We start from the raw sequence: 23,941 nt of genomic DNA on the forward strand, positions 1-23,941 counted from the left end.
ACATGCTTTCAAGAACCGCTTCGGACCTCTACTGGATGTCCCGCTACCTGGAGCGCGCCGAGAACCTGGCGCGCATGCTCGAAGTCAGTTACTCGCTGTCGCTGATGCCCCAGGCCGGGCGCAGCGACGGTCATGCCGAGCTGGCGATGTCGCTGCTGGCGGCGGGTACACTGGACGACTACAACGCGCGTTATGGTGAGCTCAACAGCGAACACATGCTGCATTTCTTCGCCCTGGATGACACCAACCCCGGCAGTATCTACAGCTGCCTGCGGGCGGCGCGGACCAATGCCCATGCGGTGCGCGGGCGTATCACCGCGGACATGTGGGAAAACATCAACGCCACCTGGCTGGAGATGCGCAACATCGCCAGCAATGGCCTGGGCCGCTACGGTATCAGTCATTTCTGCGAATGGGTCAAGGAGCGCTCGCATCTGTTCCGCGGCGCGACGTCGGGCACCATCATGCGCAACGATGCCTACTGTTTCATTCGCCTGGGGACATTCATCGAGCGGGCGGACAACACCCTGCGCCTGTTGGATGCACGCTACGAGATGTTTGGCGAGGAGTCGGAGGAGGTCAGTGACAATTCCGCACGTGGCTACTACCAGTGGAGTGCCTTGCTACGAGCGCTATCGTCGTTCGAGGCGTTCAACGAGATCTACCGCAATGCACCGAATGCTGAGCAGGTTTCCGAGATGTTGCTGCTGCGCGCCGACGTCCCGCGTTCGTTGCACGCCTGCATCGAGGAGCTCGATCAGATCCTCGCCAGCCTGCCAGGCCACAACGGCCGTCCGGCCCAGCGCCTGGCTGCGGAACTGAATGCGCGCCTGCGTTATTCCGGGATCGACGAGATCCTGGCGTCGGGCCTGCACCTGTGGCTGACCGACCTCATCGACCAGATCCGTCATCTTGGCCAGACCGTTCACGAGTCCTATCTGGAGGTCGTATGAAACTGTCCATACGCCACGACACCACCTACCGCTATGCCGATGAAGTCTGCACCAGCATCCAGTTCCTGCGCCTGACCCCGAGGGACAGTCAGCGCCAGCGCGTCCTGCAATGGCACCTGGAATTACCGCGCCTGGTGCGCAGCCAGCTCGACCCCTATGGCAACATCCTCCATGTGATGACCATGGATGAGCCCCACGGCGCCTTGGTACTGACCGCTTATGGCGAAGTGGAAATCCATCAGGCGGTGGAGATGGAGCCGGACTCGCAGTCGCCGCTGCCGTTCCTGCGCACGAGCCGTCTGACCCAGGCGGATGATGCGCTCAGCGCCTTTGCCATGGCGCAATGTGCAGGACGACGCGATCGTGCTGCACTGGTCGATCTGATGGAGGGCCTTGCGGCGCGCATGCCCTATAGCCCGGGCACGACCGCTGTCAGCAGCACGGCCGCCGAGGCGTTTGCCGGCGGTGCGGGCGTCTGCCAGGATCATACCCACGCCTTCCTGGCCTGCGCGCGCAGCCTGGGTATTCCGGCGCGCTATGTCTCCGGCTACTTGTACACCGAAGATGAAACCCATCTGGCGAGCCATGCCTGGGCCGAAGCCTGGCTGGACGACGGGTGGTACAGCTTCGACGTGACCAATCGCCTGACCCGCCCCGACCGACACTTGAAGCTGGCGGTCGGCCTGGACTACCTCGATGCCTGTCCGGTACGCGGCATGCGCCGGGGCGGCGGGGCAGAGCAGATGCAGGCGCGGGTGCAGGTGAACTCGATGGTGCAGGTGCAACATCAATAAATCAGACATTCGCTGAAGCTGAAGGCCTCATCGTCGGATCGCCGCCCGGAGCAGGCTCGCTCCCACAGGGTCTGGGGGGTATGCAAAAACTGCGTACATCCAAGTCCAATGTGGGAGCGGGCTTGCCCGCGAAGGCGTCTGTACATTCGCTACCGGGAGGATCGGCGGTTTATAGTCGACGGCCATGTCACGTTTCCAGGAAGGAGCCGTATGTCCGAGCCTACGATTACCATCGTCCGTTTCACTGAAGCCCATCTCGACGCAGTCACCGCGCTTTACAACGATCCGGCGGTGACCCGCCAGGTACTGCAGATGCCGTTCCAGTCCACCGAAGTGTGGCGCAAGCGCCTGGCGATAGACGATGAGCGCCATGTGAAACTGGTCGCACTGCATCAGGGCACAGTCATTGGCAACCTGGGATTGGAGCAGTACTCGCGCGTCCGTCGAGCCCACTGCGGCAGCCTTGGCATGGGCGTTGCGGTCGCCTGGCAAGGCAAGGGCGTGGGCTCGATGCTGCTGGCCGCCGCGTTGGAGGTGGCGGACAACTGGATGAACCTGCGTCGAGTGGAACTGACGGTGTACGCCGACAACGAGGCCGCCATCGGGCTGTACCGTAAATTCGGCTTCGAGACGGAAGGTCTGATGCGCGACTATGCGGTGCGTGACGGGCGTTGGGTCGACACCCTGGCCATGGCGCGGCTACGTTGAATCGGTAGCAACTGCCGGCGCTACCGAAACCGGACGCCTGGATACCTGTCGATCAATCCAAGGCAAACGCCACCGCCGCCCGCGCATGCAGGTGGGTGGTGTCGAGCAGGGGCAGGGCGCTATGTTCGGGTTTGATCAGCAGGCCGATTTCCGTGCAGCCCAGGATGATTGCCTGGGCGCCGCGGCGAGTCAGGGACTCGATGACCTGCTGGTAGACCTGACGCGATGCCGGGCTGATCACGCCCACGCAGAGTTCGTCATAGATGATGCGGTGCACCGCCTGGCGCTCTTCCGCATCGGGTACCAGCACGGTCAGCCCTTGGGCACTCAGCCGCTCCTTGAGGAAGTCCTGCTCCATGGTGAACGCTGTGCCCAATAGGCCGACCGTTACGGTTCCCCCGTCGATGGCGGCCTGGCTAGTGGGGTCGGCGATGTGCAGGAATGGAATCGAAATGGACGACTGGATCTGCGCCGCCACCTTGTGCATGGTGTTGGTGCACAGCACCACGCACTCGGCACCTCCGGCCTGAAGGCGTTGCGCGGCATCCACCAGGATGGCGGCGGCATCGTCCCAGCGCCCGGCGTGCTGAGCCTGCTCCACCGGGCCGAAATCCACGCTGTGCATCAGCAATTGCGCCGAGCGCAGCGGCCCGAGCCGGTCTCGTACCTGCTGGTTGATCAAGCGATAGTATTCGGCGCTGGATTCCCAGCTCATGCCGCCGATAAGGCCGATGGTGCGCATTGGATGTCCTCGGGCAATGGCCTGTGTCGACGGGACAGGCCTGCCTGGAGTCTCCAATTGTTCAAGTGCGGGGGCCAGCGGAAAATCAACTGTAACGCTCATCTTTCAGGCAAGTGTCATGGTGAGGTCCGACAGGTAAGGCGAAAAAAGGGCAGGCACATCGATTCCCCGGCAAAGCACTTTTCTGCTGATTGACGATACCTGTCAATGTGCATCAAGGCTTCACCACCTGTTCTGCTTCGACATAGGTGAACGAAGCCCTGCCGTTGAGGCTGGCGGCAGGCGTCAGGCGAATGATCGGTATCACGAGTTTCGGGTGGGTGGAGTTGTAGAAGTCGCGTTGGTTGTATTGGGCGTCGGCCAGTCCCTCGCTATACCCTGCGATATAGAAGAATGCCAGGATCGGTAGACTGTTGGGCTGTCCCGGAGTCCAGGTTTTGACAATCATTTCGTTATGGTCGTGAAACACTTGTTGAGCGTAGTTCGGATGAGTCGCTGCTAACAACGCCCTGGCCCGCAATGACTCCCTGAAGGCCGGCCCGGCCAAGGTGTTGCGACCATCGCTGACGTCGAATCCGCACTGTTGAATAGGGTGCTGGGCATTAGGGTCAGGATAGGTCCATACGTACACCCATTGCTCGGCGATGGTCACGTTGTGGTATTGGCACAAATTACTGTGATAAGGATAATTTGCATGAGGCCCACACACTTGTAACCGGCTTTGCGTCCAGCCATCCATCGGGTATGAACACATATATTGCAGATGGATTTTGTCCGCCGGCGCTTCGAGAACGGGATACACGATATAGCCGTTGTGATAGCCCCCGCCAAAGTGACTGAAGTTGGTATCTGCCCGCATATAGGAAAACGACACGCCGCCATTTTCCAACGAGATCGGGCTGGGGTCCCAGACTTTATATCTTTCGGCGGGGTCTTTTATGGTGAGTCGATGGACGACGCCCGAGCAGAGGAAGGCCGGTTGGGATTCTGAATGGTGACAGTTGGCGAAATTACGACCATAGAGTGTCGTCAGATAAGCTGCAGTCTCCGGTCCATTGAGCACCTGGCTGCCATTGATGTCGGTGATTTCAGGCGGCTGTGTCCCGAGTTGCGTGCAGCCCACTGCCACGGCGATTAACAACAGACCGATAAATTTACGCATCAAAGCGGTCATGGCGTTACCCTTGGTCCGTTGTCGAGTAAGTGAAAATGGTCGTTCCATTAAGACTGACGGCCGGCGTCAGACGAATGATCGGTATCACTGTCTTGGGGTTGGTTGAGTTATAGAAGTCGCGCTGATTGTATTGGGCAGGCCTATCAATCCGCTTAACCTGATCATGTGGATACCCTTGCTAAGGTTTCACCACCTGATCTGCCGCGACGTAGGTGAAGGTCGCACTTGCGGTTGCACTGGTGGCGGGAACCAAACGAATGATTGGCACTATGATTTTCGGATTGGTGGAGTTATAGAAGTCGCGTTGGTTATATTGGGCATCGGCCAACCCCGTATTGGTGCCCCCAGCGACAAAGAAAAACGCCATGATGGGAAAACTGTTCGGCCGTCCCGGCGTCCAGGTCTTGATAATGATTTCGTTATGCTCTGCGAATCCCCTGTCTCCTACCAGGGATTTGCTCAGCAAGGATTGGTAAAAAGCGGGTCCCGCCAGGTGATTGCGATCATCACTGACATCGAATCCGCATTGGCGCAGGTATTCATTGCCACCCGGCATCGTCCACACGCCCAGCCATTGTTGCGCGGTGGTCACCCCGGCCACGTGGCAGGGGCGGCTTAGCGCAGGATAGTCCGCGGAAGCGCCGCAGGGGGGCGTTCGGTACCAGCTCCAGGCATCCATCGGATATGAGCACAGATAGTCCAGGTCAATCTTGTCAGACGGCGCGCCGAAGATGGGGTAGAGGATATAACCGTCGCCGTTCCCCCATGCCAACCTCCCGAAATTGGCATCTGCTCGCAGATAGGAGAAGGACACTCCGCCACTGGTGATTGACGTTGGGCTTGGGTCCCAGACCTTGTATTTCTCTTCGGGGTCTTTCGCCGTCACCCTAAGGGTGACACCCGAACAAAGGAATGAGGGTTGAGAGTCGGAATTGTTGCAGTTGGGAAACTTGCGATGGTAAAGCGTGGTCAGGAAACTGGCAGTTTCCGTTCCATCGAGGACCTGGACGCCGTTGATACTGACAGTGTCAGGCGGTACTGTCGCGACCTGCGCGCAACCGACCACTAATGTGATTAACAGCAGCCCCAGTAGTTTACGCATGATACGTTCTCCTGCGATGGACATGCAGTGTCCGGGTGGACCAAAAACGGGGTGTTACATTGAAAGCCTGAGTCAGGCGATCAATCTCAGAAACCATGAAAAGACAATCGGCGTGCCAGTACCGGTTTCTCTAAGCGTCCAATTGATCATGATGGGACGTCCCCGGTTTTCGCTGATCCAGGCAGGATCCACCCGCAGGTCGGTTTGGCTGGTGTTCGGCGTAATGGGAATTTCCTGACCGTATCGGACAGTCACGCCGAACAGCGCCACTCTTGCGGTATGGGCGGTAGAAAACATTGGGTGATAAGCCCGCAGATTGGTTTTGCTGCTATCGAGCGTGGGTTCCGGCAGCCGGTGTTTTTGCGCGGTGACGGTGAGGTTCAATCGGGGAGAAGGTATATCCGTAGTAGTCCCTGGCAGCCTGACGGTATACATGACTGCCGCTCCGGTGCCGATGCAGTCCACCACTTCGTTCCTGGGAACCTGGAATTGCAAAGTCTGTCCGGCCTGAGAGACCGTCTGGATTTCACTGCCATAAGTCGAATTACGCCCAATCCAGTACACCTTGACCTCCTGCCCTTGGGCAGAGCCGGTATAGCTGACTTCGACGGTGGCAAAGTCGGCGTAGTAGAAATCGTTTTCGAAATTCAGCCGTTCGCCGTTCAGCTCCCTGGCTTCCAGCACCTTGGGCTTGCTCAGGTCCAGTGCCGGTTGGCGAACATGCACGTCGATATAGGTGGTCCGTGACCATATGGCTTGTGGGCCGCTGGTATTGCCAAGCAGATCCGTCGCTCTGAAGCGCAAGGCGAACCTGGGATTGTCCTGCCAGAAGTCGGCTGTCCTCAGGATAATGTCCACGCTACCGGCGCTGGCCTCGAAAGGGGTGACGGTGTGCTGCGTTTCCTGGCTGTCACGATCGAGGACGATGACGTCCTTCTCGCGCATGTAGGGGTAGCTCATTTTCAGTAATACCCCCTGGGCGGCCATTGCCGCGTCCACGCCGTTGGCGATGACATCGGCGGGCAGGGTCAGGGTCAGGTTCGGGTTATCACCGGGGCCGGAAACTTCGCCGCCAGGGCGTGGTCGGTGAAACAACACCGTTAATGGCTGCGATGTCTGGGGCACTGTTTGGCCGATACGCAGCACACTCAGGCGAATCTTGTTGATGCCGTTGCTCAACAGGTCACCTGGCAAGTAGAGAGTGAGGCGTTCGTTTTCTTCACCTGGTTGAACGGTTTGGCTCAAGACCGGGATGTCGGAATCACCCAACAGGATACGGGCGCTATCCCCCGCATACTTTAGGTCCCAGGGGTCGCTTACCAATTGAAGGCGTCCCCCTGTGATGAGGTTGAGCGGCAAACCACCGTCCGGGTTCGCGGGATGCTCAACCGATATCATGCCCGGGATATAGACCGGGTCGATGACTCGGGGCTCGTTGGCTGTGTTCTGGCTGGTCATGTCATCTGCTCCTGTGGCCAAGAACTGTCGTGGCTATCGTCTCGGCGGCTGGCTTTATAAAACCTCTCTCAGGCGGTATTGACTACTGTCAGGTCTGACAGGTGAGGGGTATAAACCCCGCCGCTCATCACATTCCCGGACGTTCATTCACACTGCGAAGAGATGGGTTCCCCTCCAGTCGGGTCGGTCACTTTCATGCCAGGGCGGGCAGAAACCCGCCCATTGGCTATTCTGTAGTCCCGGCCCATCTCGTGTGGCTTACAGGAGTGACAGCATGAAATTCGCGTCCACCATCAGCATCGCCTGTGTCTTCTCGCTCACCCTGGCGGGTTGCTCCAGCAACGTCACTCAGCCGGACGAATACTCCGGGTTCCTGGGAGATTACAGCCGGCTCAAGGAAGAAAAATCACCTTCGGGAGCCGAGGTGATGCGTTGGGTCGATCCGAAGATCGATCCGGGCAAATACACCCATATCTATATCGAACCGACGCAGCTGTACCCCAAGCCGCAGCCGACCGTGAAAATTCCCCAGGCCACCTTGTCCGGCATCACCGCGTATTACGATCAGGCCCTCAGGCGCGAAGTCGCCAAGTCCTTGCCCCTGGCGACCGGTCCGGGGCCGGGGGTATTGGTGATGCGTGCGGCCATCACCGCCGTCGCCAGCAAGACCGAGGGCCTGAAGCCTTACGAGGTGGTGCCGATTGCACTGGTGGCGGCCGCGGTCAGTACCGCCAGCGGTATTCGCGACCAGGAAACCACGTTGGGCACCGAGGCGGTGTTCCTCGACGGCGGGAACAATGCGGTGATCGCCCAGGTGGTGCGCAAGGGCACGGGCAGGCCATTGTCCAATGAGTCCCAGGTGATGAAACCCGATGACGTCAAGGGCGTCATCGATGGCTGGGCGGCGGATCTGCACCAGTCGTTTCTCAAGCTCAAGGGCAAGTAGCGACACCCGAGCCATGACTTTTTATGTCTAGCCATAGGTCGCGGCGGCATTTCATGGTTAACTCCGGCCTCGACCTTTTTCAAACATGTCAGAAGGAATCCGCTCATGGCTCAAGTCACCCTCAAAGGCAACCCGGTTCAAGTCAATGGCCAGTTGCCGCAAGCCGGTTCCAAGGCGCCAGCCTTTTCCCTGGTTGCCGGCAATCTGTCGGACGTTTCCCTGAAGGATTTCGCCGGCAAGCGCAAGGTGCTGAATATTTTCCCAAGCGTCGACACCCCGACCTGTGCCACGTCCGTGCGCAAGTTCAATGCCCAGGCCAACGAGCTGAACAACACCGTCGTGCTGTGCATCTCCGCTGACCTGCCGTTCGCCCAGGCGCGTTTCTGCGGTGCCGAAGGCCTGGAGAATGTCCAGAACCTGTCCACCCTGCGCGGTGCCGAGTTCATCCAGAACTACGGCGTGGCCATTGCCGACGGCCCGCTGAAGGGCCTGACCGCCCGTGCCGTGGTCGTGTTGGACGAAAACGACACCGTACTGCACAGCGAACTGGTCAAGGAAATCGCCGAAGAGCCGAACTACGACGCTGCGCTCGCTGTTCTGAAATAAGTGCTCTGATCAGAGTATTTATTACAATTGTTAACGGCCTGGCCTTGTCCAGGCCGTTTTCTTTTGTACTTCAAACGCTTAGCCTGCAACGCGATACGTAAGCCCAAGGTAAATTGCCGGTAAAGGCGCTTTGCTAAATACCCGCCAGTGCTTATCGTTCAGCCTTCCATAAAAGATGCCCACGCGCCCAATGGTTGATCACTCCATGCAATCCTCTGCTCCCCGCAATTCCCGTCGCTGGCTGTTGAGCCTGTTCATTGTGCTGGTCATCGCGGCGCTGGTCTGGAAATTCTGGCCGGCCGGTGGGGATCACAAGTCCACCACAGGACAGAAAGCCGCCGCTGGGCACATGGGGCGTTCGGGGGGCATGCGGCCCGGGTTTGGCGGTGCAACGGGGCCGATACCGGTTCGTGTGGCAGCCGCCGTCACCGGGGACTTCCCGCTGTATTACAAGGCGTTGGGCACGGTCACGGCGCTCAATACCATCAACGTGCGCAGCCGAGTGGGCGGTGAGCTGGTCAAGATCGCCTTCGAAGAAGGGCAGATGGTGAAGGCGGGGGACCTGCTGGCCGAGATCGATCCACGTCCCTACCAGAACGCCTTGCTGCAAGCCGAGGGTACGTTGCTGCAGAACCAGGCCCAGTTGAAAAACGCCCAGGTCGATCTTGAGCGGTATCGCGGCCTGTATGCCGAGGACAGCATCGCCAAGCAGACCCTCGACACTGCTGCCGCGCTGGTGGGGCAGTATCAAGGTACGGTCAAGACCAACCAGGCGGCAGTCAACGACGCCAAGCTCAACCTGGAGTTCACCAAGATACGCGCGCCGATCTCCGGGCGCGTCGGTTTGCGGCAGCTGGACATCGGCAACCTGGTGGCGGCCAACGACACCACGGCCCTGGCGGTCATCACCCAGACCCAACCCATCAACGTCGTGTTCACCCTGCCGGAAAACAATCTCGACACGGTGCTCGCCCGCTACCGCAGCGGCGCGAAGTTGCCTGTCGAAGCCTGGGACCGTGGCGATGTGAAACTCCAGGCCAGCGGTGTGCTGCAAAGTCTGGACAACCAGATCGATATCACCACTGGTACCCTGAAATTCAAGGCTCGCTACGATAATCGCGAGCAGTCGCTGTTCCCCAATCAGTTCGTCAATGTGCGTCTGTTGGCCGACACGCTCAAGGGTGTGGTCCTGGCGCCGTCCGCCGCCATTCAGTTCGGCACCAACGGCACCTTCGTCTACGCCCTGGAGGGCGACAAGAAGGTCACCATCAAACAGCTCAAGATCGGTGCCAGTGACGGCGAAAATACCGTGGTCACTGAAGGACTGGCCGTCGGCGACCGGGTGGTGCTCGAAGGCACCGACCGCTTGAAGGAAGGCAGCGAAGTGGAGGTGGTCAACGACAGCCAGGACGTGCCCGCCACGCCAACCGAACACCTGCAAGGCAAGCCTGCGGCAGCCCCGGCTGAACCGGCCGGGACCGACAAGGCGAAAAAGGGCAGCGCATGAACCTCTCGCGGCTGTTCATCCTGCGCCCGGTCGCTACCACGTTGAGCATGCTGGCCATTGTCCTGGCCGGCCTGATCGCCTATCGGTTGCTGCCGGTGTCGGCGTTGCCCCAGGTCGACTACCCGACCATCCGTGTCATGACCCTGTACCCGGGCGCCAGCCCCGACGTGATGACCAGCGCCGTGACCGCACCCCTGGAACGGCAGTTCGGGCAGATGCCGGGCCTGACGCAGATGGCGTCCACCAGCTCCGGCGGCGCCTCGGTGATTACCCTGCGCTTCAACCTCGAGATCAACATGGATGTCGCCGAGCAGCAGGTACAGGCGGCGATCAACGCGGCTACCAACCTGTTGCCGACCGACCTGCCGGCGCCGCCGGTGTACAACAAGGTCAACCCGGCCGACACCCCGGTGCTGACGCTGGCGATCACCTCCAAGACCATGCTGCTGCCCAGGCTCAACGACCTGGTGGACACCCGCATGGCGCAGAAGGTCGCCCAGATCAGCGGGGTCGGCATGGTCACCATCGCCGGCGGCCAGCGCCAGGCGGTGCGGATCAAGGTCAACCCCGAAGCCCTGGCGGCCAACGGCCTCAATCTGGCGGACGTGCGCACCCTGATCGGCGCCTCCAACGTCAACCAGCCCAAGGGCAACTTCGACGGCGCGACCCGGGTGTCGATGCTCGATGCCAACGACCAGTTGACCTCGCCCAAGGACTACGCCGAGCTGATCCTGGCCTACGCCAACGGCGCGCCGTTGCGACTCAAGGATGTGGCGCAGATCGTCGATGGCGCCGAGAACGAACGCCTTGCCGCCTGGGCCAACGAAAACCAGGCCGTGCTGCTGAACATCCAGCGCCAACCGGGTGCCAACGTCATTGAAGTGGTGGACCGGATCAAGGCACTGTTGCCGAGCATCACCGACAATCTGCCGGCCGGCCTGGACGTCACCGTACTCACCGACCGCACCCAGACCATCCGCGCCTCGGTCACCGACGTGCAGCATGAACTGCTGATCGCCATCGCCCTGGTGGTCATGGTGACGTTCCTGTTCCTGCGCCGTTTCAGCGCCACCATCATCCCGTCGGTGGCCGTGCCGCTGTCGCTGATCGGTACGTTCGGCGTGATGTACCTGGCGGGGTTCTCCATCAACAACCTGACACTGATGGCCCTGACCGTTGCCACCGGTTTCGTGGTGGACGATGCCATCGTCATGCTGGAAAACATCGCCCGTTACATCGAGGAGGGCGACAGCCCGTTGCAGGCTGCGCTCAAGGGCGCGAAGCAGATCGGCTTCACGCTGGTGTCCCTGACGCTGTCGCTGATTGCCGTGTTGATCCCGCTGTTGTTCATGGCCGACGTAGTGGGGCGGTTGTTCCGTGAGTTCGCCATCACCCTGGCGGTGGCGATCCTGATTTCCCTGGTGGTGTCCCTGACCCTGACCCCGATGATGTGTGCGCGCTTGCTCAAGCGTGAACCGAAGGAGGATGAGCAGGGGCGTTTCTACCGCGCCAGCGGGGCGTGGATCGACTGGCTGATCGCCGCCTATGGTCGCAAGTTGCAATGGGTGCTCAGGCATCAGCCGCTGACCCTGCTGGTGGCAGTGGGCAGCCTTGTGCTAACGGTGGTGTTGTACCTGGCCGTGCCCAAGGGGTTTTTCCCGGTGCAGGACACCGGGGTGATCCAGGGTATTTCCGAGGCGCCGCAGTCGATTTCCTTTGCCGCCATGAGCGAACGCCAGCAAGAGCTGGCGAAGGTGATCCTTGCCGACCCGGCCGTGGAGAGCCTGTCTTCGTACATCGGCGTGGACGGCGACAACGCCACCCTCAACAGCGGTCGCCTGCTGATCAACCTCAAGCCTCACAACGAGCGGGATGACAGTGCCAGCGAGATCATCGCCCGCTTGCAGCCGCAACTGGATCGGCTAGTGGGTATCCGCCTGTTCATGCAACCGGTGCAGGACCTGACCATCGAGGACCGGGTCAGTCGTACCCAGTACCAGTTCAGCCTGTCGTCGCCGGACGCCGAATTGCTCACTCTGTGGAGCGGGCGACTGGTGGAGGCGCTGGCGCGCCAGCCGGAACTGACCGACGTCGCCAGCGACCTGCAGGACAAGGGACTCCAGGTCTACCTGGTGATCGACCGCGACGCCGCATCACGCCTGGGCGTGTCGGTGTCGAACATCACCGATGCGCTGTATGACGCATTTGGCCAACGACAGATTTCCACCATCTACACCCAGGCCAGCCAGTACCGGGTGGTGCTGCAGGCCCAGTCCGGGGAAAAGATCGGGCCCCAGGCCCTGGATCAGATCCACGTCAAGACCACCGACGGTGGGCAGGTGCGCCTGTCGAGCCTGGCCCGGGTCGAGGAACGTCAGGCCCAGTTGGCGATTGCCCACATCGGCCAGTTCCCGGCGGTGATGATGTCGTTCAACCTTGCGCCGGGGGTGGCCCTCGGGCATGGGGTGGAGGTGATCGAGAAGGTCCAGCACGATATCGGCATGCCGGTGGGCGTGCAGACCGAGTTCCAGGGCGCGGCCCAGGCGTTCCAGGCCTCGTTGTCCAGCACCTTGCTGCTGATCCTGGCGGCGGTGGTGACCATGTACATCGTGCTGGGCGTGCTGTACGAGAGCTATATCCACCCGATCACGATCCTCTCGACCTTGCCCTCGGCGGCCATCGGCGCCTTGCTGGCGTTGATTCTCAGCGGCAATGACCTGGGCATGATCGCGATCATCGGCATCATTCTGCTGATCGGCATCGTCAAGAAGAACGCGATCATGATGATCGACTTCGCCCTCGATGCCGAGCGCAACCAAGGTATCGATCCGCAGACGGCGATCTATCAAGCCGCATTGCTGCGCTTCCGGCCGATCCTGATGACCACCCTGGCGGCCCTGTTCGGTGCGGTACCGCTGATGCTCGCCACCGGCTCCGGCGCGGAACTGCGCCAACCCCTGGGGCTGGTGATGGTGGGCGGGTTGCTGGTGAGCCAGGTGCTGACGCTGTTTACCACGCCTGTTATCTACCTGTATTTCGATCGCCTCGGGCGGCGCTTTGCCCGGGTTGATGGGGAAGAGGTGCAGGCATGACGGCTTGTAGAACGATGACCACCCTGCGCCCAGGGCAGAGGCGCTTTTTGTGGCGAGGGGATTCATCCCCGTCAGGCTGCGCAGCAGCCTCTTTTGTGAGCGCTGCGCACTCAAGCGGGGATGAATCCCCTCGCCACAAAAGCGCTCGCCGCTTGAAGCTTGCGGCTTGGAGTTATCGCCCATGAACCTCTCCGGGCCCTTCATCAAGCGCCCCGTCGCCACCATGCTGCTGAGCTTCGCCATCATGCTGCTTGGCGGTGTGTGCTTCGGCCTGCTGCCGGTTTCGCCGCTGCCGCAGATGGATTTCCCGGTGATCGTGGTCCAGGCCAGCTTGCCGGGGGCGAGCCCGGAGGTGATGGCTTCGACGGTGGCGACGCCCCTCGAGCGGTCCTTCGGCGCCATCGCCGGGGTCAATACCATGAGCAGCCGTTCCAGCCAGGGCTCGACCCGGGTGATTCTGCAATTCGACCTGGACCGCGACATCAACGGTGCCGCGCGGGAAGTGCAGGCGGCCATCAACGCCTCGCGCAACCTGCTGCCCAGCGGCATGCGCAGTATGCCGACCTACAAGAAGGTCAACCCGTCCCAGGCGCCGGTCATAGTGCTGTCGCTGACTTCGGATGTATTGGAGAAAGGCAAGCTCTACGACCTGGCCTCCAGCATCCTGTCCCAGAGCCTGTCCCAGGTGCCGGGTGTCGGCGAAGTGCAGATCGGTGGCAGTTCACTGCCGGCGGTCCGCGTCGAACTGGAGCCGCAGTTGCTCAACCAGTACGGTGTTGCGCTGGATGACGTGCGCAAGGCGATCGTCAACAGTAACGTGCGCCGGCCCAAGGGATCCGTCGAGGACGACCGGCGCATGTGGCAGGTCCAGGCCAACGATCAGTTGGAGAAGGCCAAGGACTATGAAACCCTGATCATCCGTTATCAGGATGGCTCGGTGCTGCGCCTCAAGGATGTGGCGAAGGTCGCTGACAGCGTCGAGGATCGCTACAACAGCGGCTTTTTCAACAACGATGCCGCGGTACTGCTGGTGGTCAACCGCCAGGCTGGCGCCAACATCATCGAGACGGTCAACGAAATCAAGGCGCAACTGCCGGCGTTGCAGGCGGTGCTGCCAGCCAGTGTCAAGCTGAACCTGGTGATGGACCGCTCACCGGTGATCAAGGCCACGCTGCACGAGGCGGAAATGACCCTGTTGATCGCCGTGGCCCTGGTGGTGCTGGTGGTGTTCCTGTTCCTTGGCAACTTCCGCGCCTCGCTGATCCCGACCCTGGCGGTACCGGTGTCGCTGGTGGGTACGTTCGCGGTGATGTACCTCTACGGTTTTTCCCTGAACAACCTGTCGTTAATGGCGCTGATCCTCGCCACGGGGCTGGTGGTGGACGACGCCATCGTCGTGCTGGAAAACATTTCCCGGCACATTGACGAAGGCGTATCGCCTATGAAGGCCGCGTACCTCGGCGCCCGGGAGGTGGGCTTCACCCTGTTGTCGATGAACGCCTCGCTGGTGGCGGTGTTCCTGTCGATCCTGTTCATGGGGGGCATCATCGAAAGCCTGTTCCGTGAGTTTTCCATCACCTTGACGGCGGCCATCGTGGTTTCGCTGGTGGTGTCCCTGACGCTCACGCCAATGCTCTGCTCGCGCTGGCTCAAACCCCATGTGCTCGGGCAGGAAAACCGTTTGCAGCGCGAGAGCCGGCGTCTCAACGACTGGATGGTTCGCGGTTATGCCACCAGCCTGGACTGGGTGCTCCGTCATCGACGCCTGACCTTGCTGAGCCTGCTGGTGACCATCGGTATCAACGTCGCCCTGTATGTGGTGGTACCGAAAACCTTCATGCCACAGCAGGACACCGGTCAGTTGATTGGCTTCGTGCGCGGCGATGATGGCCTGTCGTTCAGCGTGATGCAGCCGAAGATGGAAATCTTCCGCCGTGCCGTGCTCAAGGACGACGCGGTGCAGAGCGTGGCGGGCTCCATCGGCGGCAGCAACAACGGCACCAATAACGCGCTTATGCTGGTGCGCCTCAAGCCGATCAAGGAGCGGGGCATTTCCGCGCAGAAAGTCATCGAGCGCTTGCGCAAGGAAATGCCCAAGGTCCCCGGCGCCCAATTGATGTTGATGGCCGACCAGGACCTGCAGTTCGGTGGCGGCCGCGAGCAGACCACCTCGCAATACTCCTACATCCTGCAAAGCGCTGACCTGGCGTCCCTGCGTGAGTGGTATCCCAAGCTTGTGGCGGCCTTCAGGACCTTGCCGGAGTTGACCGCCATCGACGCCCGGGACGGTGGCGGGGCGCAGCAGGTGACGCTGGTGGTGGACCGCGACCAGGCCAAGCGCCTGGGCATCGACATGAACATGGTCACCGCCGTTCTGAACAACGCCTACAGCCAGCGCCAGATCTCGACCATCTATGACAGCCTGAACCAGTATCAGGTGGTGATGGAGGTCAATCCCAAGTACGCCCGGGATCCGAATACCCTGGAACAGGTGCAGGTGATCACTGCCGATGGCGCGCGGGTGCCGTTGTCGACCATTGCCCATTACGAGAACAGCCTGGAGGATGACAGGGTCAGTCATGAAGGCCAGTTCGCTTCCGAGAGCATTTCCTTCGACATGGCCGAAGGCGTGACGGTGGAGCAGGGCACGGCCGCCATCGAGCGGACCATCGCCAAGCTCGGCATGCCCGAGGATGTGATCGTGAAAATGGCCGGTACCGCCGATGCCTTCGCGGCCACCCAGAAGAGCCAGCCGTTCATGATCCTCGGGGCATTGCTGGCGGTGTACCTGGTGTTGGGCGTGCTGTATGAAAGCTACATTCACCCGCTGACCATCCTGTCCACCTTGCCGTCGGCCGGGGTCGGCGCGCTGCTGTCGATCTACGTGCTGGGCGGGGAATTCAGCCTGATTTCCCTGCTGGGGCTGTTCCTGCTGATTGGCGTGGTGAAGAAAAACGCGATCCTGATGATCGACCTGGCCTTGCAACTGGAGCGGAGTGGGCAGGCCCCGTTGGAGTCGATCCGCAGCGCCTGTCTGTTGCGCTTGCGTCCGATCCTGATGACCACGCTGGCGGCGATCCTCGGTGCTGTGCCCTTGTTGCTCAGCAGCGCCGAAGGTTCGGAGATGCGCCAACCGTTGGGCCTGACCATCATAGGCGGGCTGGTGTTCAGCCAGGTCCTGACGCTTTACACCACCCCGGTGGTTTACCTCTATCTCGACAAACTGCGCCATCGCTTCAACCGCTGGCGCGGCGTGCGCACCGATGCTGCCCTGGAAACTCCGCTATGACCGATCGTTCGTTCTTCAACCTTGTCGCGCCGCTGGCGATTGCCCGTGGCTCGCGGACGCTGAGCCTGGCGCTGTGCGTGGTGATGCTCAGCGCCTGTGCGATTGGCCCGGATTACCAACGTCCGCAGGCCGCCGCGCCGGCGCAATACAAGGAAGCCCAGGGCTGGCGCCAGGCCAATCCCAGCGATGCCCTGGCCCGCGGTGCCTGGTGGGAGCTGTACGGGGACGCGCAGCTCAATGGCCTGGTGGAAAAACTCAACACCTCCAACCAGACCGTCGCCCAGGCCGAAGCCCAGTACCGTCAGGCCCAGGCTCTGGCGCGCAGTGCCCGGGGGGCGTTTTTCCCCTCGGTGGACCTGACCGTCGGCAAAAACCGCTCCAGCCAGGGCACCGGCAGCAGCAGTTCGAGCCTGAGCAGCTCGGCCAGTGGCATCCGCGACACCTATAGCGCCCAGGCCGGGGTCAGTTGGGAGGCTGATGTCTGGGGCAAATTGCGGCGCACCCTGGAGGCCGATGAGGCCAGTGCCCAGGCCAGTTTCGCCGACCTGGCCGCCATGCGCCTGAGCCAGCAATCGGAACTGGTGCAGAATTACCTGCAGTTGCGGGTGATCGATCAGCAGAAGCGTCTGTTGCAGACCACCCTGGAAAACTATCAGCGTTCGCTGAAAATGACCGAGAACCAATACCGCGCCGGCGTATCGGGCAAGGATGCAGTGGCCCAGGCGCAGAACCAGCTCAAGACCACCCAGGGCGACCTGATCGATTTGATCTGGCAGCGTGCCCAGTTCGAAAACGCCATCGCCGTGCTGATGGGCTTGCCGCCGGCTGAATTCAGCCTGGCGGAAACCCAGGACATTCCCTCGCTGCCGCAAGTCCCGGTGGCTCTGCCGTCGCAGTTGCTCGAACGCCGGCCCGACATCGCCTCGGCTGAGCGCTCGGTGATGGCCGCCAACGCCAATATCGGCGTGGCCAAGGCGGCTTATTACCCGGACCTGACCCTGAGCCTGAGTGGCGGCTACAGCAGCAGTACCTACGACAATTGGATCAGCGTGCCGAATCGCTTCTGGTCGGTGGGGCCGCAACTGGCCATGACGTTGTTCGACGGCGGCCAGCGTTCGGCGGAAGTCGACCGCAGCGTCGCGGCCTACGACCAGACCGTCGCCACCTACCGCCAGACCGTGCTCGACGGCTTCCGCGAGGTGGAAAACTACATGATCCAGCTCAAGGTGCTGGAAGACGAAGCCCGCGTGCGCCAGGAAGCCCTCGACGCCGCGCGCGAATCCTTGCGCCTGACCCAGAACCAGTACAAGGCCGGGTTGATTGCCTACCTCGACGTGGTGACCGTCCAGGCCACCGCCCTGAGCAACGAGCGCAGCGTGCTCAGCCTGCAGCAGAGTCGGTTGATCGCCAGCGTGCAGTTGATTGCGGCGTTGGGCGGGGGATGGGATGGGCAGATGGAGACGGACGAATAAAATCGTTGGGAGGGCTTTTTCGTGGCGAGGGGATTTATCCCCGCTGGGCTGCGCAGCGGCCCCAGAATCTTAGGGCCGCTTCGCGCCCCAGCGGGGATAAATCCCCTCGCCACAAGTTTGTCTCACGGCGGCCAGCGAGTCCTGCTTTTGGCCGATGCACTGCCTACGACCTGTCTCAATGGCTTGTTATAGTTCAAGCCTCTTTTCAGCCGGTAAAGGATCACTGCCATGTCGCAATACCAAGCGTTCAACGTTGAACTTGCAGACAACATCGCCCATGTGCAGATCAATCGCCCGGACAAGATCAATGCGATGAACGCCGCGTTCTGGAGCGAGATCGTCGAGATATTCCAGTGGATCGACGACACCGACGAAGTGCGGGTAGTGGTGTTGAGCGGTGCCGGCAAGCATTTTTCCTCAGGGATAGACCTGATGATGCTGGCCGGTGTGGCCAACGAGCTGGGCAAGGACGTCGGCCGCAATGCCCGCCTGCTGCGGCGCAAGATCCTGCAACTGCAAGCCTCGTTCAACGCCGTGGACAACTGCCGCAAGCCGGTGCTCGCGGCGATCCAGGGTTATTGCCTGGGCGGTGCCATCGACCTGATCAGCGCCTGCGACATGCGATACGCCGCCGAGGACGCCCAGTTCTCCATCAAGGAAATCGATATCGGCATGGCCGCCGATGTTGGCACATTGCAACGCTTGCCCCGGATCATCGGGGACGGCATGCTGCGGGAACTCGCTTATACGGGGCGCACGTTCGGTGCCGATGAAGCGCGCAGTATCGGCCTGGTCAATCGTGTCTACAGCGATACCGCCAGCCTGCTCGACGGCGTGATGGGCATCGCCCGGGAAATCGCCGCCAAGTCGCCGATCGCCATCACCGGCACCAAGGAAATGATCAGCTACATGCGCGACCACCGCATCGACGACGGGCTGGAATACGTCGCTACCTGGAACGCCGCCATGTTGCAATCGACCGACTTGCGCGTGGCCATGGCCGCCCATATGAGCAAACAGAAACCTGAATTTCTGGATTGACTGACCATGATTTCACGCTGGACCACCGCAGTACTCGATACCGATCTTCCCGGCGGCTGGGCGGTGGCCCGCAGCCCGGAAGGCTTCCTGTTCGACGATAACGGCGCGCTGTTTCCCCGCGAATGGCTCAAGCGCCAGGACCTGTCGGTCCTCGCCGAGCATGGCATCGGCCACCTGGATGGCGAACCGGTCTATCTGCTCGAGTTGCACGCCTCACAGGACATTCCCGGTTGCAACTGGAAAGGCCTGCGGGCCTTCATGCTCGAAGACGATCACACGCTGTTCAAAGTGTTGGGCTATGCGGCGCAGATCGGCACCTGGGCCCGTGAACACCGTTTTTGCGGCAGCTGCGGCAAGCGAATGGGCCAGATTCCGCGGGAGCGGGCGATGTATTGCGATGTGTGCGACTTGCGGCACTACCCGCGGATTTCACCGAGCATGATCGTGCTGATCACCCGCGGCGATGAAGTCCTGCTGGCCCGTTCGCCTCGCTTCGTCACCGGGGTCTACAGCACCCTGGCGGGGTTTGCCGAGCCGGGCGAGTCGGCCGAGGATTGCCTGGTTCGCGAAGTCCGCGAGGAAGTCAGCATCGAAGTGAAGAATATCCAGTACATGGGCAGCCAATGCTGGCCGTTCCCGCATTCGATGATGCTGGGCTTCCACGCTGAATACGCCAGTGGCGACATTGTGTGCCAGGAGGATGAAATCGAGGACGCCCAGTGGTTCAACGTCCACGACCTGCCGCCGTTGCCGGCTTCGCGCTCCATCGCACGTTACCTCATCGACCTCTATGTGGCGCGGCGCCTAGGCCATGCTGAACCAGTGCTGCCAGGCTAGGCGCACGGTCAGACCCAACACCACGGTGATGAACACCGGTCGGATGAACTTTGCGCCGCCACTGATGGCGGTGCGGGCACCGAAGAACGCGCCGATCATCACCGAAAGGCCCATGCACAGGCCGATGATCCAGTCCACTTGTCCCGAGAGCATGAACACCACCAGCGCAGCGATGTTGCTGACAAAGTTCATGCTACGGGCCACACCGCTGGCCTTGACCAGGTCGATGGGGTAGAGCAGCAGGCTGCTGACGGTCCAGAACGCCCCCGTGCCTGGCCCGGCTACCCCGTCATAGAAGCCCAGGGCGAACCCCTGGGGTGATTGCCACTTCTTCTTGATCGGCGCATCGCTGTCCAGCGGCGCCTTGGGCGTCCCGCCGAACAACAGGTACAGGCCACAGGCGAAGACGATCACCGGCAGCATCTTGTTCAGCCATTCGGCGGGCAAGTAATGAGCGACGATGGCGCCGCTCAAGGCACCGACAAGCGTGCCGACCAGCGCGTGCTTCCATTGCTTTGGATCGAACAGTTTGCGCCTGTAGAAAGTGAAACTGGCCGTAGCCGAGCCGAAGGTCGCACTGAGCTTGTTGGTCCCCAGGACCAGATGTGGTGGCAGGCCGGCGGTCAGCAGCGCCGGGGTGGTCAGCAGGCCACCGCCACCGGCGATGGCATCGATGAAACCGGCCAGGAATGCGACAACTGCGAGAATGGCGAGGGTGGTGAGGTCAACGCTGAGTTCAAAAGGCATGGAAAAGGCTTATTCGACAGGTCGCAGAAGGGCTGCGAGGAAGGCCGGTATGTTACCCATAATGGCTCTGGCCTGCGACTCCGGTATGACTGCATAGTGGGGCCGGTGGCGAGGGAGCCTGCTTCCGGGCGGGGTAGCCGCCCCCTCGTCATGGCCCAATCATTCCGGTCGAAACACCGCGCGCAAACAGTTTTCGCGCTTGTCCTTGAACATCGCATAACCCTCCACCGACTGCTCCAGACCCATGGGGTGAGTGAGCAAGTAGGAGGGGTCCAATTGGCCGTTCCGAATGTAGTCGAACAGTCGCGTCACGTAACGCTGTCCCGGTTGCTGGCCCGAGCGCAAGGTCAGGGACTTGTTGACGATGGCCCCCATCGGAAACTTGTCCAACACGCCGCCGTATACCCCGACCACCGACACCGTGCCGCCCTTGCGACAGGCTCGGATCGACTGGCGCAGCACCGTCCCGCGCTCGGTATGCAGGCGCATCATCTGCTTGGTCTTGTCGTAGTAATAATCGACCTCGGTGCCGTGGGCCTCCATGCCCACGCAATCGATGCAGCGATCCGGCCCCCGGCCACCGGTCAACTCCAACAAGGCGGCATGCACGTCAGTGGCTTCATAGTTAAGGGCAATCGCGCCGGCCTTCTCTTCGGCGAGGCGCAAGCGGTCAGGGAAGCGGTCGATGGCAATCACCCGCTCGGCTCCCAGCAGGTAGGCGCTGGAAATCGCCATCAACCCGACCCCGCCGCAGCCCCAGACCGCCACCGTGTCCCCAGGCTGGATACTGGCGTTATCTGCGGCGAAAAAGCCGGTAGGCACCGCATCGGAGACGAATACGGCTTGTTCGTCGCTGACCCCTTCGGGCACGGTGAACAGATTGGTATCGGCAAACGGCACGCGGATGTACGTTGCGTGACTGCCGGCAAAGCCGCCGAAGGCGTGACTGTAGCCGATGATGCCGCAGGCCGGTTGCCCGTAGGCGATGTCTGTGGCGTAGGGGTTGGGGTTGGAGTTGTCGCAGCAGGAAAAATCCGCACGCTGGCAATGCTCGCACTCGCCACAACCGAGGATCGATACGGTGACGACCCGATCGCCCTTTTTGAACTGTGTGATGGCCGAACCGGTTTCCACCACCTCGCCCATGAATTCATGGCCGATAATGTCTCCGGCTCGCATGGTCGGCACATAGCCGCCCAGCAGGTGCAAGTCCGAACCGCATACCGACGACAACGTCACTCGTACGATGGCGTCGCGAGGGCTGAGAATGGACGGATCATCGACGGTTTCGACTTGTAGCTTGTTGGGGCCTTGCCAGGTCAATGCGCGCATCAGGCAGTTCCTCCATTGAGAGGCGTGGGTGACGGATCGGTCGATGCAGAGGCGACGGAGCTCGGCGGGTGGATGAACAGGAGATCCTTCTCGCCATGGGGCCGGATTCTGTTGGTAATCACTTCGCCGGTTTCCAGTTGTTGCTTGACGCTGCGCAGCAGGTACAGCAAGGCTTTGTCCGAGAACTTGGAAATGGCCGCCGCCAAGGCATAGCCGGCAGCCCCGAAAGAGGGTTGGCAGGCGACAATGATCTTGATCTGCGTGCCCCGGCCCGTCGGCGCATCGCTGAAATGCATCTGGATATCGTGCTTGAACCGGGTGCCCGGTGCGGCCAACCAGTGCAACTTGCGGCCTTCCTTGGGTTCACTCTGTTCGAGATCACAGTGCAAGGTCTTGTCCCTCGGCCCATGGGCCACCCAACGGTAGGTACGTTCGCCGGTCTGCTCGATGGTATCCACCCAGGGCACCAGGGCCCCCAGGTTGGCCGGGTTGCGGCAAAACGCGAAGACTTCCTCCCGGGGTTTGCCAATCGTGATGCTGCGGGAGATCACTTTGCTTGAATCCCAACCCCGATCCTGCTCGAAAGCCCGCTCGAACGGGCTGTGGGTCAGCGCTTGCTTGACCCTGCAGGAGCCTGAGTAAGCGCGCCAGGCCGCGCAAGCCCCCAGTAGAACTTGCGGCCAACCCCTGAAGCCGCCCTGGCGCAACCCATTGGCGATCAGCAGGGTCCCGGCCAGCAGCGACACCGCACGCTCCGGAGTACTGAGGTTGGGGCGTGACGGACCCGGCACCGCAGCCCGGCTCGCTACCAGTGGTGGACGTTCAGTCATGATGGTTTTCCTTATCAATCAGAAGGAGACATAGGGAATGAGCCGCCGGGAGCTGTGGTTGTTCCATCGACATCGCGGGTTTCCGATGAGGCGGTTCCCGCCGGGTTTGGTCGATGATCACTGCACGGTGCGCGGCCTCGAGAACGAGAGGGGAAAGCCTGGTCCGCCGGACGATTTTTTTTTGAAATCAAGGGGTTGTCAGCTTTGGCAAATGAGTACATAATTGCGCCCATCGAACGCGTTGGGGCGTAAAAAATCTCAATGTTTTCAAGGGGATAGCGCTAAGTCAGCGATTTCTTCCGATCAGGTTGGTACACGGTTGATGTGGTTTCATTGCATCAGGCGTTTTGAGGCCGAATAGCAAAATGGTTATGCAGTGGATTGCAAATCCACCTACGCCGGTTCGATTCCGACTTCGGCCTCCACTATAAAAAAGCTCTGTAGATCTATGATTTACAGAGCTTTTTTCTTTATGGAGCAAAGACGCTTTTTGTCATGAAAAGGACATGGGCAACCTTGCTTCGTCGGGGAGGGATGTATATATTTCGTCCCTCTGCTGCACCAGCCTCGACACTGACGGATCCTTGATCCGCCGCTCCATGGGGCTTGACCGCGCTACCGCCCGAATGGCGAAACTGGTAGACGCATGGGACTTAAAATCCCCCGCTCGTAAGGGCGTGCCGGTTCGATTCCGGCTTCGGGCACCATATAAAACAAAGGGTTGCGTGAGATATCTCAGGCAACCCTTTTTTGTTTGCGCATCACTTTACCGAGCGGTGCGGAGGCTCTCATAACCGCCGCCTGAACGCCTCGAGTATCTGCCGCGTGCCTTTCTTCATCTGCAATCGCGCAATGGTGTCCAGCGGGTACCAGAGACAATCGCTGATTTCGTTCTGCGGCCTGGCCGCACCGATGTCGCTGACCGAAGCCTCGAATACATGATGCAGGGTGTCGCCATCGCTGATGCGCATCAGGTACAGCAGGTTATCGGCGCCCAATCCGGTTTCTTCTGCAAGTTCCCTGAGGGCGGCTTCGGCATGGCTTTCGCCGCGTTCGACGACGCCGCCAGGCAAGGTCCAACGGCTGTTGGGTTTGCGCACCAGCAAGATGTGGCGATTTTCCTCGCAGATGACGGTCGCTCGAATTTTCATGGGCGGTGCTTTTCAGTGACTGTCATTGAAATGAAATATAACTGAAATATTAGAGCCTTGTGTCATCGGCAACGCTAGACGACGATTCTGGGCTCATACTTGTACGACCGCAGCGTAGCGGGAAAGACTGAACTTCATTTGCGCCTTGATTCATTGGCTG

Annotated in this window: 19 protein-coding genes and 2 tRNA genes; 13 read left to right on the forward strand and 8 right to left on the reverse strand. The window is 60.9% G+C overall.

Annotation, left to right across the window (positions count from 1 at the left end):
- Positions 1-2 precede the first annotated feature (2 nt).
- The 3 genes from CGA22_RS17375 to CGA22_RS17385 all read left to right on the forward strand — a co-directional run bounded on the left by CGA22_RS17375 (position 3) and on the right by CGA22_RS17385 (position 2,455).
- The gene (locus tag CGA22_RS17375; protein ID WP_041022992.1) at positions 3-953 is read left to right on the forward strand and encodes an alpha-E domain-containing protein; all 951 of its coding nucleotides are present in this window, start codon (positions 3-5) and stop codon (positions 951-953) included.
- On the forward strand, positions 950-1,747 hold the full coding sequence (locus CGA22_RS17380; protein ID WP_041022993.1) for a transglutaminase domain-containing protein: 798 nt from the start codon (positions 950-952) through the stop codon (positions 1,745-1,747). Before CGA22_RS17375 ends, CGA22_RS17380 begins: the two co-directional genes overlap by 4 nt.
- A gap of 210 nt (positions 1,748-1,957) precedes the next feature.
- Complete coding sequence (locus CGA22_RS17385) at positions 1,958-2,455, forward strand: GNAT family N-acetyltransferase (protein ID WP_041022994.1); 498 nt, start codon at positions 1,958-1,960, stop codon at positions 2,453-2,455.
- A gap of 52 nt (positions 2,456-2,507) precedes the next feature.
- Here CGA22_RS17385 and CGA22_RS17390 read toward each other — a convergent pair whose 3' ends face one another.
- The 4 genes from CGA22_RS17390 to CGA22_RS17405 all read right to left on the reverse strand — a co-directional run bounded on the left by CGA22_RS17390 (position 2,508) and on the right by CGA22_RS17405 (position 6,931).
- Positions 2,508-3,197 carry an aspartate/glutamate racemase family protein gene (locus CGA22_RS17390; RefSeq protein ID WP_188258656.1) on the reverse strand — a complete coding sequence of 230 codons (690 nt, stop codon included), beginning with the start codon at positions 3,195-3,197 and terminating at the stop codon, positions 2,508-2,510.
- Between the two features lie 214 nt (positions 3,198-3,411).
- Positions 3,412-4,371, reverse strand: a complete 960-nt coding sequence (locus CGA22_RS17395) for a halovibrin HvnC (RefSeq protein WP_223194819.1) — start codon at positions 4,369-4,371, stop codon at positions 3,412-3,414.
- A 178-nt stretch (positions 4,372-4,549) separates the two neighbouring features.
- Positions 4,550-5,473 (reverse strand): hypothetical protein, encoded by a 924-nt coding sequence (locus tag CGA22_RS17400; protein WP_041022025.1) that lies wholly within the window; start codon positions 5,471-5,473, stop codon positions 4,550-4,552.
- A gap of 72 nt (positions 5,474-5,545) precedes the next feature.
- Complete coding sequence (locus CGA22_RS17405; RefSeq protein ID WP_041022026.1) at positions 5,546-6,931, reverse strand: hypothetical protein; 1,386 nt, start codon at positions 6,929-6,931, stop codon at positions 5,546-5,548.
- Positions 6,932-7,205: 274 nt separating this feature from the next.
- Between CGA22_RS17405 and CGA22_RS17410 the strand changes: the two genes are divergently transcribed.
- The 8 genes from CGA22_RS17410 (at position 7,206) to nudC (ending at position 19,721) form a co-directional block, all read left to right on the forward strand.
- The gene (locus CGA22_RS17410; RefSeq protein ID WP_041022027.1) at positions 7,206-7,877 is read left to right on the forward strand and encodes a DUF3313 domain-containing protein; all 672 of its coding nucleotides are present in this window, start codon (positions 7,206-7,208) and stop codon (positions 7,875-7,877) included.
- A gap of 105 nt (positions 7,878-7,982) precedes the next feature.
- Entirely contained in the window at positions 7,983-8,483 is a 501-nt protein-coding gene (tpx, locus tag CGA22_RS17415; protein ID WP_024779993.1) for a thiol peroxidase, read from the forward strand.
- A gap of 190 nt (positions 8,484-8,673) precedes the next feature.
- Entirely contained in the window at positions 8,674-9,990 is a 1,317-nt protein-coding gene (locus tag CGA22_RS17420; RefSeq protein WP_041022028.1) for an MdtA/MuxA family multidrug efflux RND transporter periplasmic adaptor subunit, read from the forward strand.
- Positions 9,987-13,082 carry an MdtB/MuxB family multidrug efflux RND transporter permease subunit gene (locus CGA22_RS17425; RefSeq protein WP_041022029.1) on the forward strand — a complete coding sequence of 1,032 codons (3,096 nt, stop codon included), beginning with the start codon at positions 9,987-9,989 and terminating at the stop codon, positions 13,080-13,082. Before CGA22_RS17420 ends, CGA22_RS17425 begins: the two co-directional genes overlap by 4 nt.
- A 181-nt stretch (positions 13,083-13,263) precedes the next feature.
- Positions 13,264-16,371: an efflux RND transporter permease subunit gene (locus tag CGA22_RS17430; protein ID WP_041022030.1), complete on the forward strand. Its 3,108-nt coding sequence runs from the start codon at positions 13,264-13,266 to the stop codon at positions 16,369-16,371.
- A complete protein-coding gene (locus CGA22_RS17435; RefSeq protein WP_041022031.1) occupies positions 16,368-17,843 on the forward strand; it encodes an efflux transporter outer membrane subunit in 1,476 nt (491 codons plus the stop codon). The genes CGA22_RS17430 and CGA22_RS17435 overlap by 4 nt, the downstream gene beginning before the upstream one ends.
- A gap of 228 nt (positions 17,844-18,071) precedes the next feature.
- Positions 18,072-18,884 carry a crotonase/enoyl-CoA hydratase family protein gene (locus CGA22_RS17440; RefSeq protein WP_041022032.1) on the forward strand — a complete coding sequence of 271 codons (813 nt, stop codon included), beginning with the start codon at positions 18,072-18,074 and terminating at the stop codon, positions 18,882-18,884.
- A gap of 6 nt (positions 18,885-18,890) precedes the next feature.
- A complete protein-coding gene (nudC, locus tag CGA22_RS17445; protein WP_041022033.1) occupies positions 18,891-19,721 on the forward strand; it encodes an NAD(+) diphosphatase in 831 nt (276 codons plus the stop codon).
- Here the strand turns inward: nudC and CGA22_RS17450 are convergent.
- From CGA22_RS17450 to CGA22_RS17460, 3 genes are all read right to left on the reverse strand, one after another.
- A complete protein-coding gene (locus tag CGA22_RS17450; RefSeq protein WP_041022034.1) occupies positions 19,689-20,468 on the reverse strand; it encodes a TSUP family transporter in 780 nt (259 codons plus the stop codon). The genes nudC and CGA22_RS17450 overlap by 33 nt on opposite strands.
- Before the next feature lie 159 nt (positions 20,469-20,627).
- Complete coding sequence (locus CGA22_RS17455) at positions 20,628-21,800, reverse strand: zinc-dependent alcohol dehydrogenase (protein WP_041022035.1); 1,173 nt, start codon at positions 21,798-21,800, stop codon at positions 20,628-20,630.
- Entirely contained in the window at positions 21,800-22,630 is an 831-nt protein-coding gene (locus tag CGA22_RS17460) for an SRPBCC family protein (RefSeq protein WP_052435109.1), read from the reverse strand. Before CGA22_RS17460 ends, CGA22_RS17455 begins: the two co-directional genes overlap by 1 nt.
- Positions 22,631-22,981: 351 nt before the next feature.
- On the opposite strand from CGA22_RS17460, the gene CGA22_RS17465 reads away from it, so the two are divergent.
- Positions 22,982-23,055: transfer RNA gene (locus CGA22_RS17465), tRNA-Cys, on the forward strand.
- Positions 23,056-23,250: 195 nt separating this feature from the next.
- Positions 23,251-23,337 (forward strand) — tRNA-Leu (locus CGA22_RS17470).
- Positions 23,338-23,418: 81 nt separating this feature from the next.
- On the opposite strand, the gene CGA22_RS17475 is transcribed toward CGA22_RS17470, so the two are convergent.
- Positions 23,419-23,781: an NUDIX hydrolase gene (locus tag CGA22_RS17475; protein ID WP_041022036.1), complete on the reverse strand. Its 363-nt coding sequence runs from the start codon at positions 23,779-23,781 to the stop codon at positions 23,419-23,421.
- Positions 23,782-23,941: the final 160 nt, after the last annotated feature.

Origin of the sequence: Pseudomonas sp. PSB18 (genome assembly GCF_014596565.1) — a bacterium.
In the GTDB taxonomy this organism is placed as follows: Bacteria; Pseudomonadota; Gammaproteobacteria; order Pseudomonadales; family Pseudomonadaceae; genus Aquipseudomonas.

Coding starts and splice junctions, on each gene's coding strand:
- CGA22_RS17375 (WP_041022992.1), top strand. CDS start 3: ATGCTTTCAAGAACCGCTTCGGACCTCTACTGGATGTCCCGCTACCTG.
- CGA22_RS17380 (WP_041022993.1), top strand. CDS start 950: ATGAAACTGTCCATACGCCACGACACCACCTACCGCTATGCCGATGAA.
- CGA22_RS17385 (WP_041022994.1), top strand. CDS start 1,958: ATGTCCGAGCCTACGATTACCATCGTCCGTTTCACTGAAGCCCATCTC.
- CGA22_RS17390 (WP_188258656.1), bottom strand. CDS start 3,197: ATGCGCACCATCGGCCTTATCGGCGGCATGAGCTGGGAATCCAGCGCC.
- CGA22_RS17395 (WP_223194819.1), bottom strand. CDS start 4,371: ATGACCGCTTTGATGCGTAAATTTATCGGTCTGTTGTTAATCGCCGTG.
- CGA22_RS17400 (WP_041022025.1), bottom strand. CDS start 5,473: ATGCGTAAACTACTGGGGCTGCTGTTAATCACATTAGTGGTCGGTTGC.
- CGA22_RS17405 (WP_041022026.1), bottom strand. CDS start 6,931: ATGACCAGCCAGAACACAGCCAACGAGCCCCGAGTCATCGACCCGGTC.
- CGA22_RS17410 (WP_041022027.1), top strand. CDS start 7,206: ATGAAATTCGCGTCCACCATCAGCATCGCCTGTGTCTTCTCGCTCACC.
- tpx (WP_024779993.1), top strand. CDS start 7,983: ATGGCTCAAGTCACCCTCAAAGGCAACCCGGTTCAAGTCAATGGCCAG.
- CGA22_RS17420 (WP_041022028.1), top strand. CDS start 8,674: ATGGTTGATCACTCCATGCAATCCTCTGCTCCCCGCAATTCCCGTCGC.
- CGA22_RS17425 (WP_041022029.1), top strand. CDS start 9,987: ATGAACCTCTCGCGGCTGTTCATCCTGCGCCCGGTCGCTACCACGTTG.
- CGA22_RS17430 (WP_041022030.1), top strand. CDS start 13,264: ATGAACCTCTCCGGGCCCTTCATCAAGCGCCCCGTCGCCACCATGCTG.
- CGA22_RS17435 (WP_041022031.1), top strand. CDS start 16,368: ATGACCGATCGTTCGTTCTTCAACCTTGTCGCGCCGCTGGCGATTGCC.
- CGA22_RS17440 (WP_041022032.1), top strand. CDS start 18,072: ATGTCGCAATACCAAGCGTTCAACGTTGAACTTGCAGACAACATCGCC.
- nudC (WP_041022033.1), top strand. CDS start 18,891: ATGATTTCACGCTGGACCACCGCAGTACTCGATACCGATCTTCCCGGC.
- CGA22_RS17450 (WP_041022034.1), bottom strand. CDS start 20,468: ATGCCTTTTGAACTCAGCGTTGACCTCACCACCCTCGCCATTCTCGCA.
- CGA22_RS17455 (WP_041022035.1), bottom strand. CDS start 21,800: ATGCGCGCATTGACCTGGCAAGGCCCCAACAAGCTACAAGTCGAAACC.
- CGA22_RS17460 (WP_052435109.1), bottom strand. CDS start 22,630: ATGACTGAACGTCCACCACTGGTAGCGAGCCGGGCTGCGGTGCCGGGT.
- CGA22_RS17475 (WP_041022036.1), bottom strand. CDS start 23,781: ATGAAAATTCGAGCGACCGTCATCTGCGAGGAAAATCGCCACATCTTG.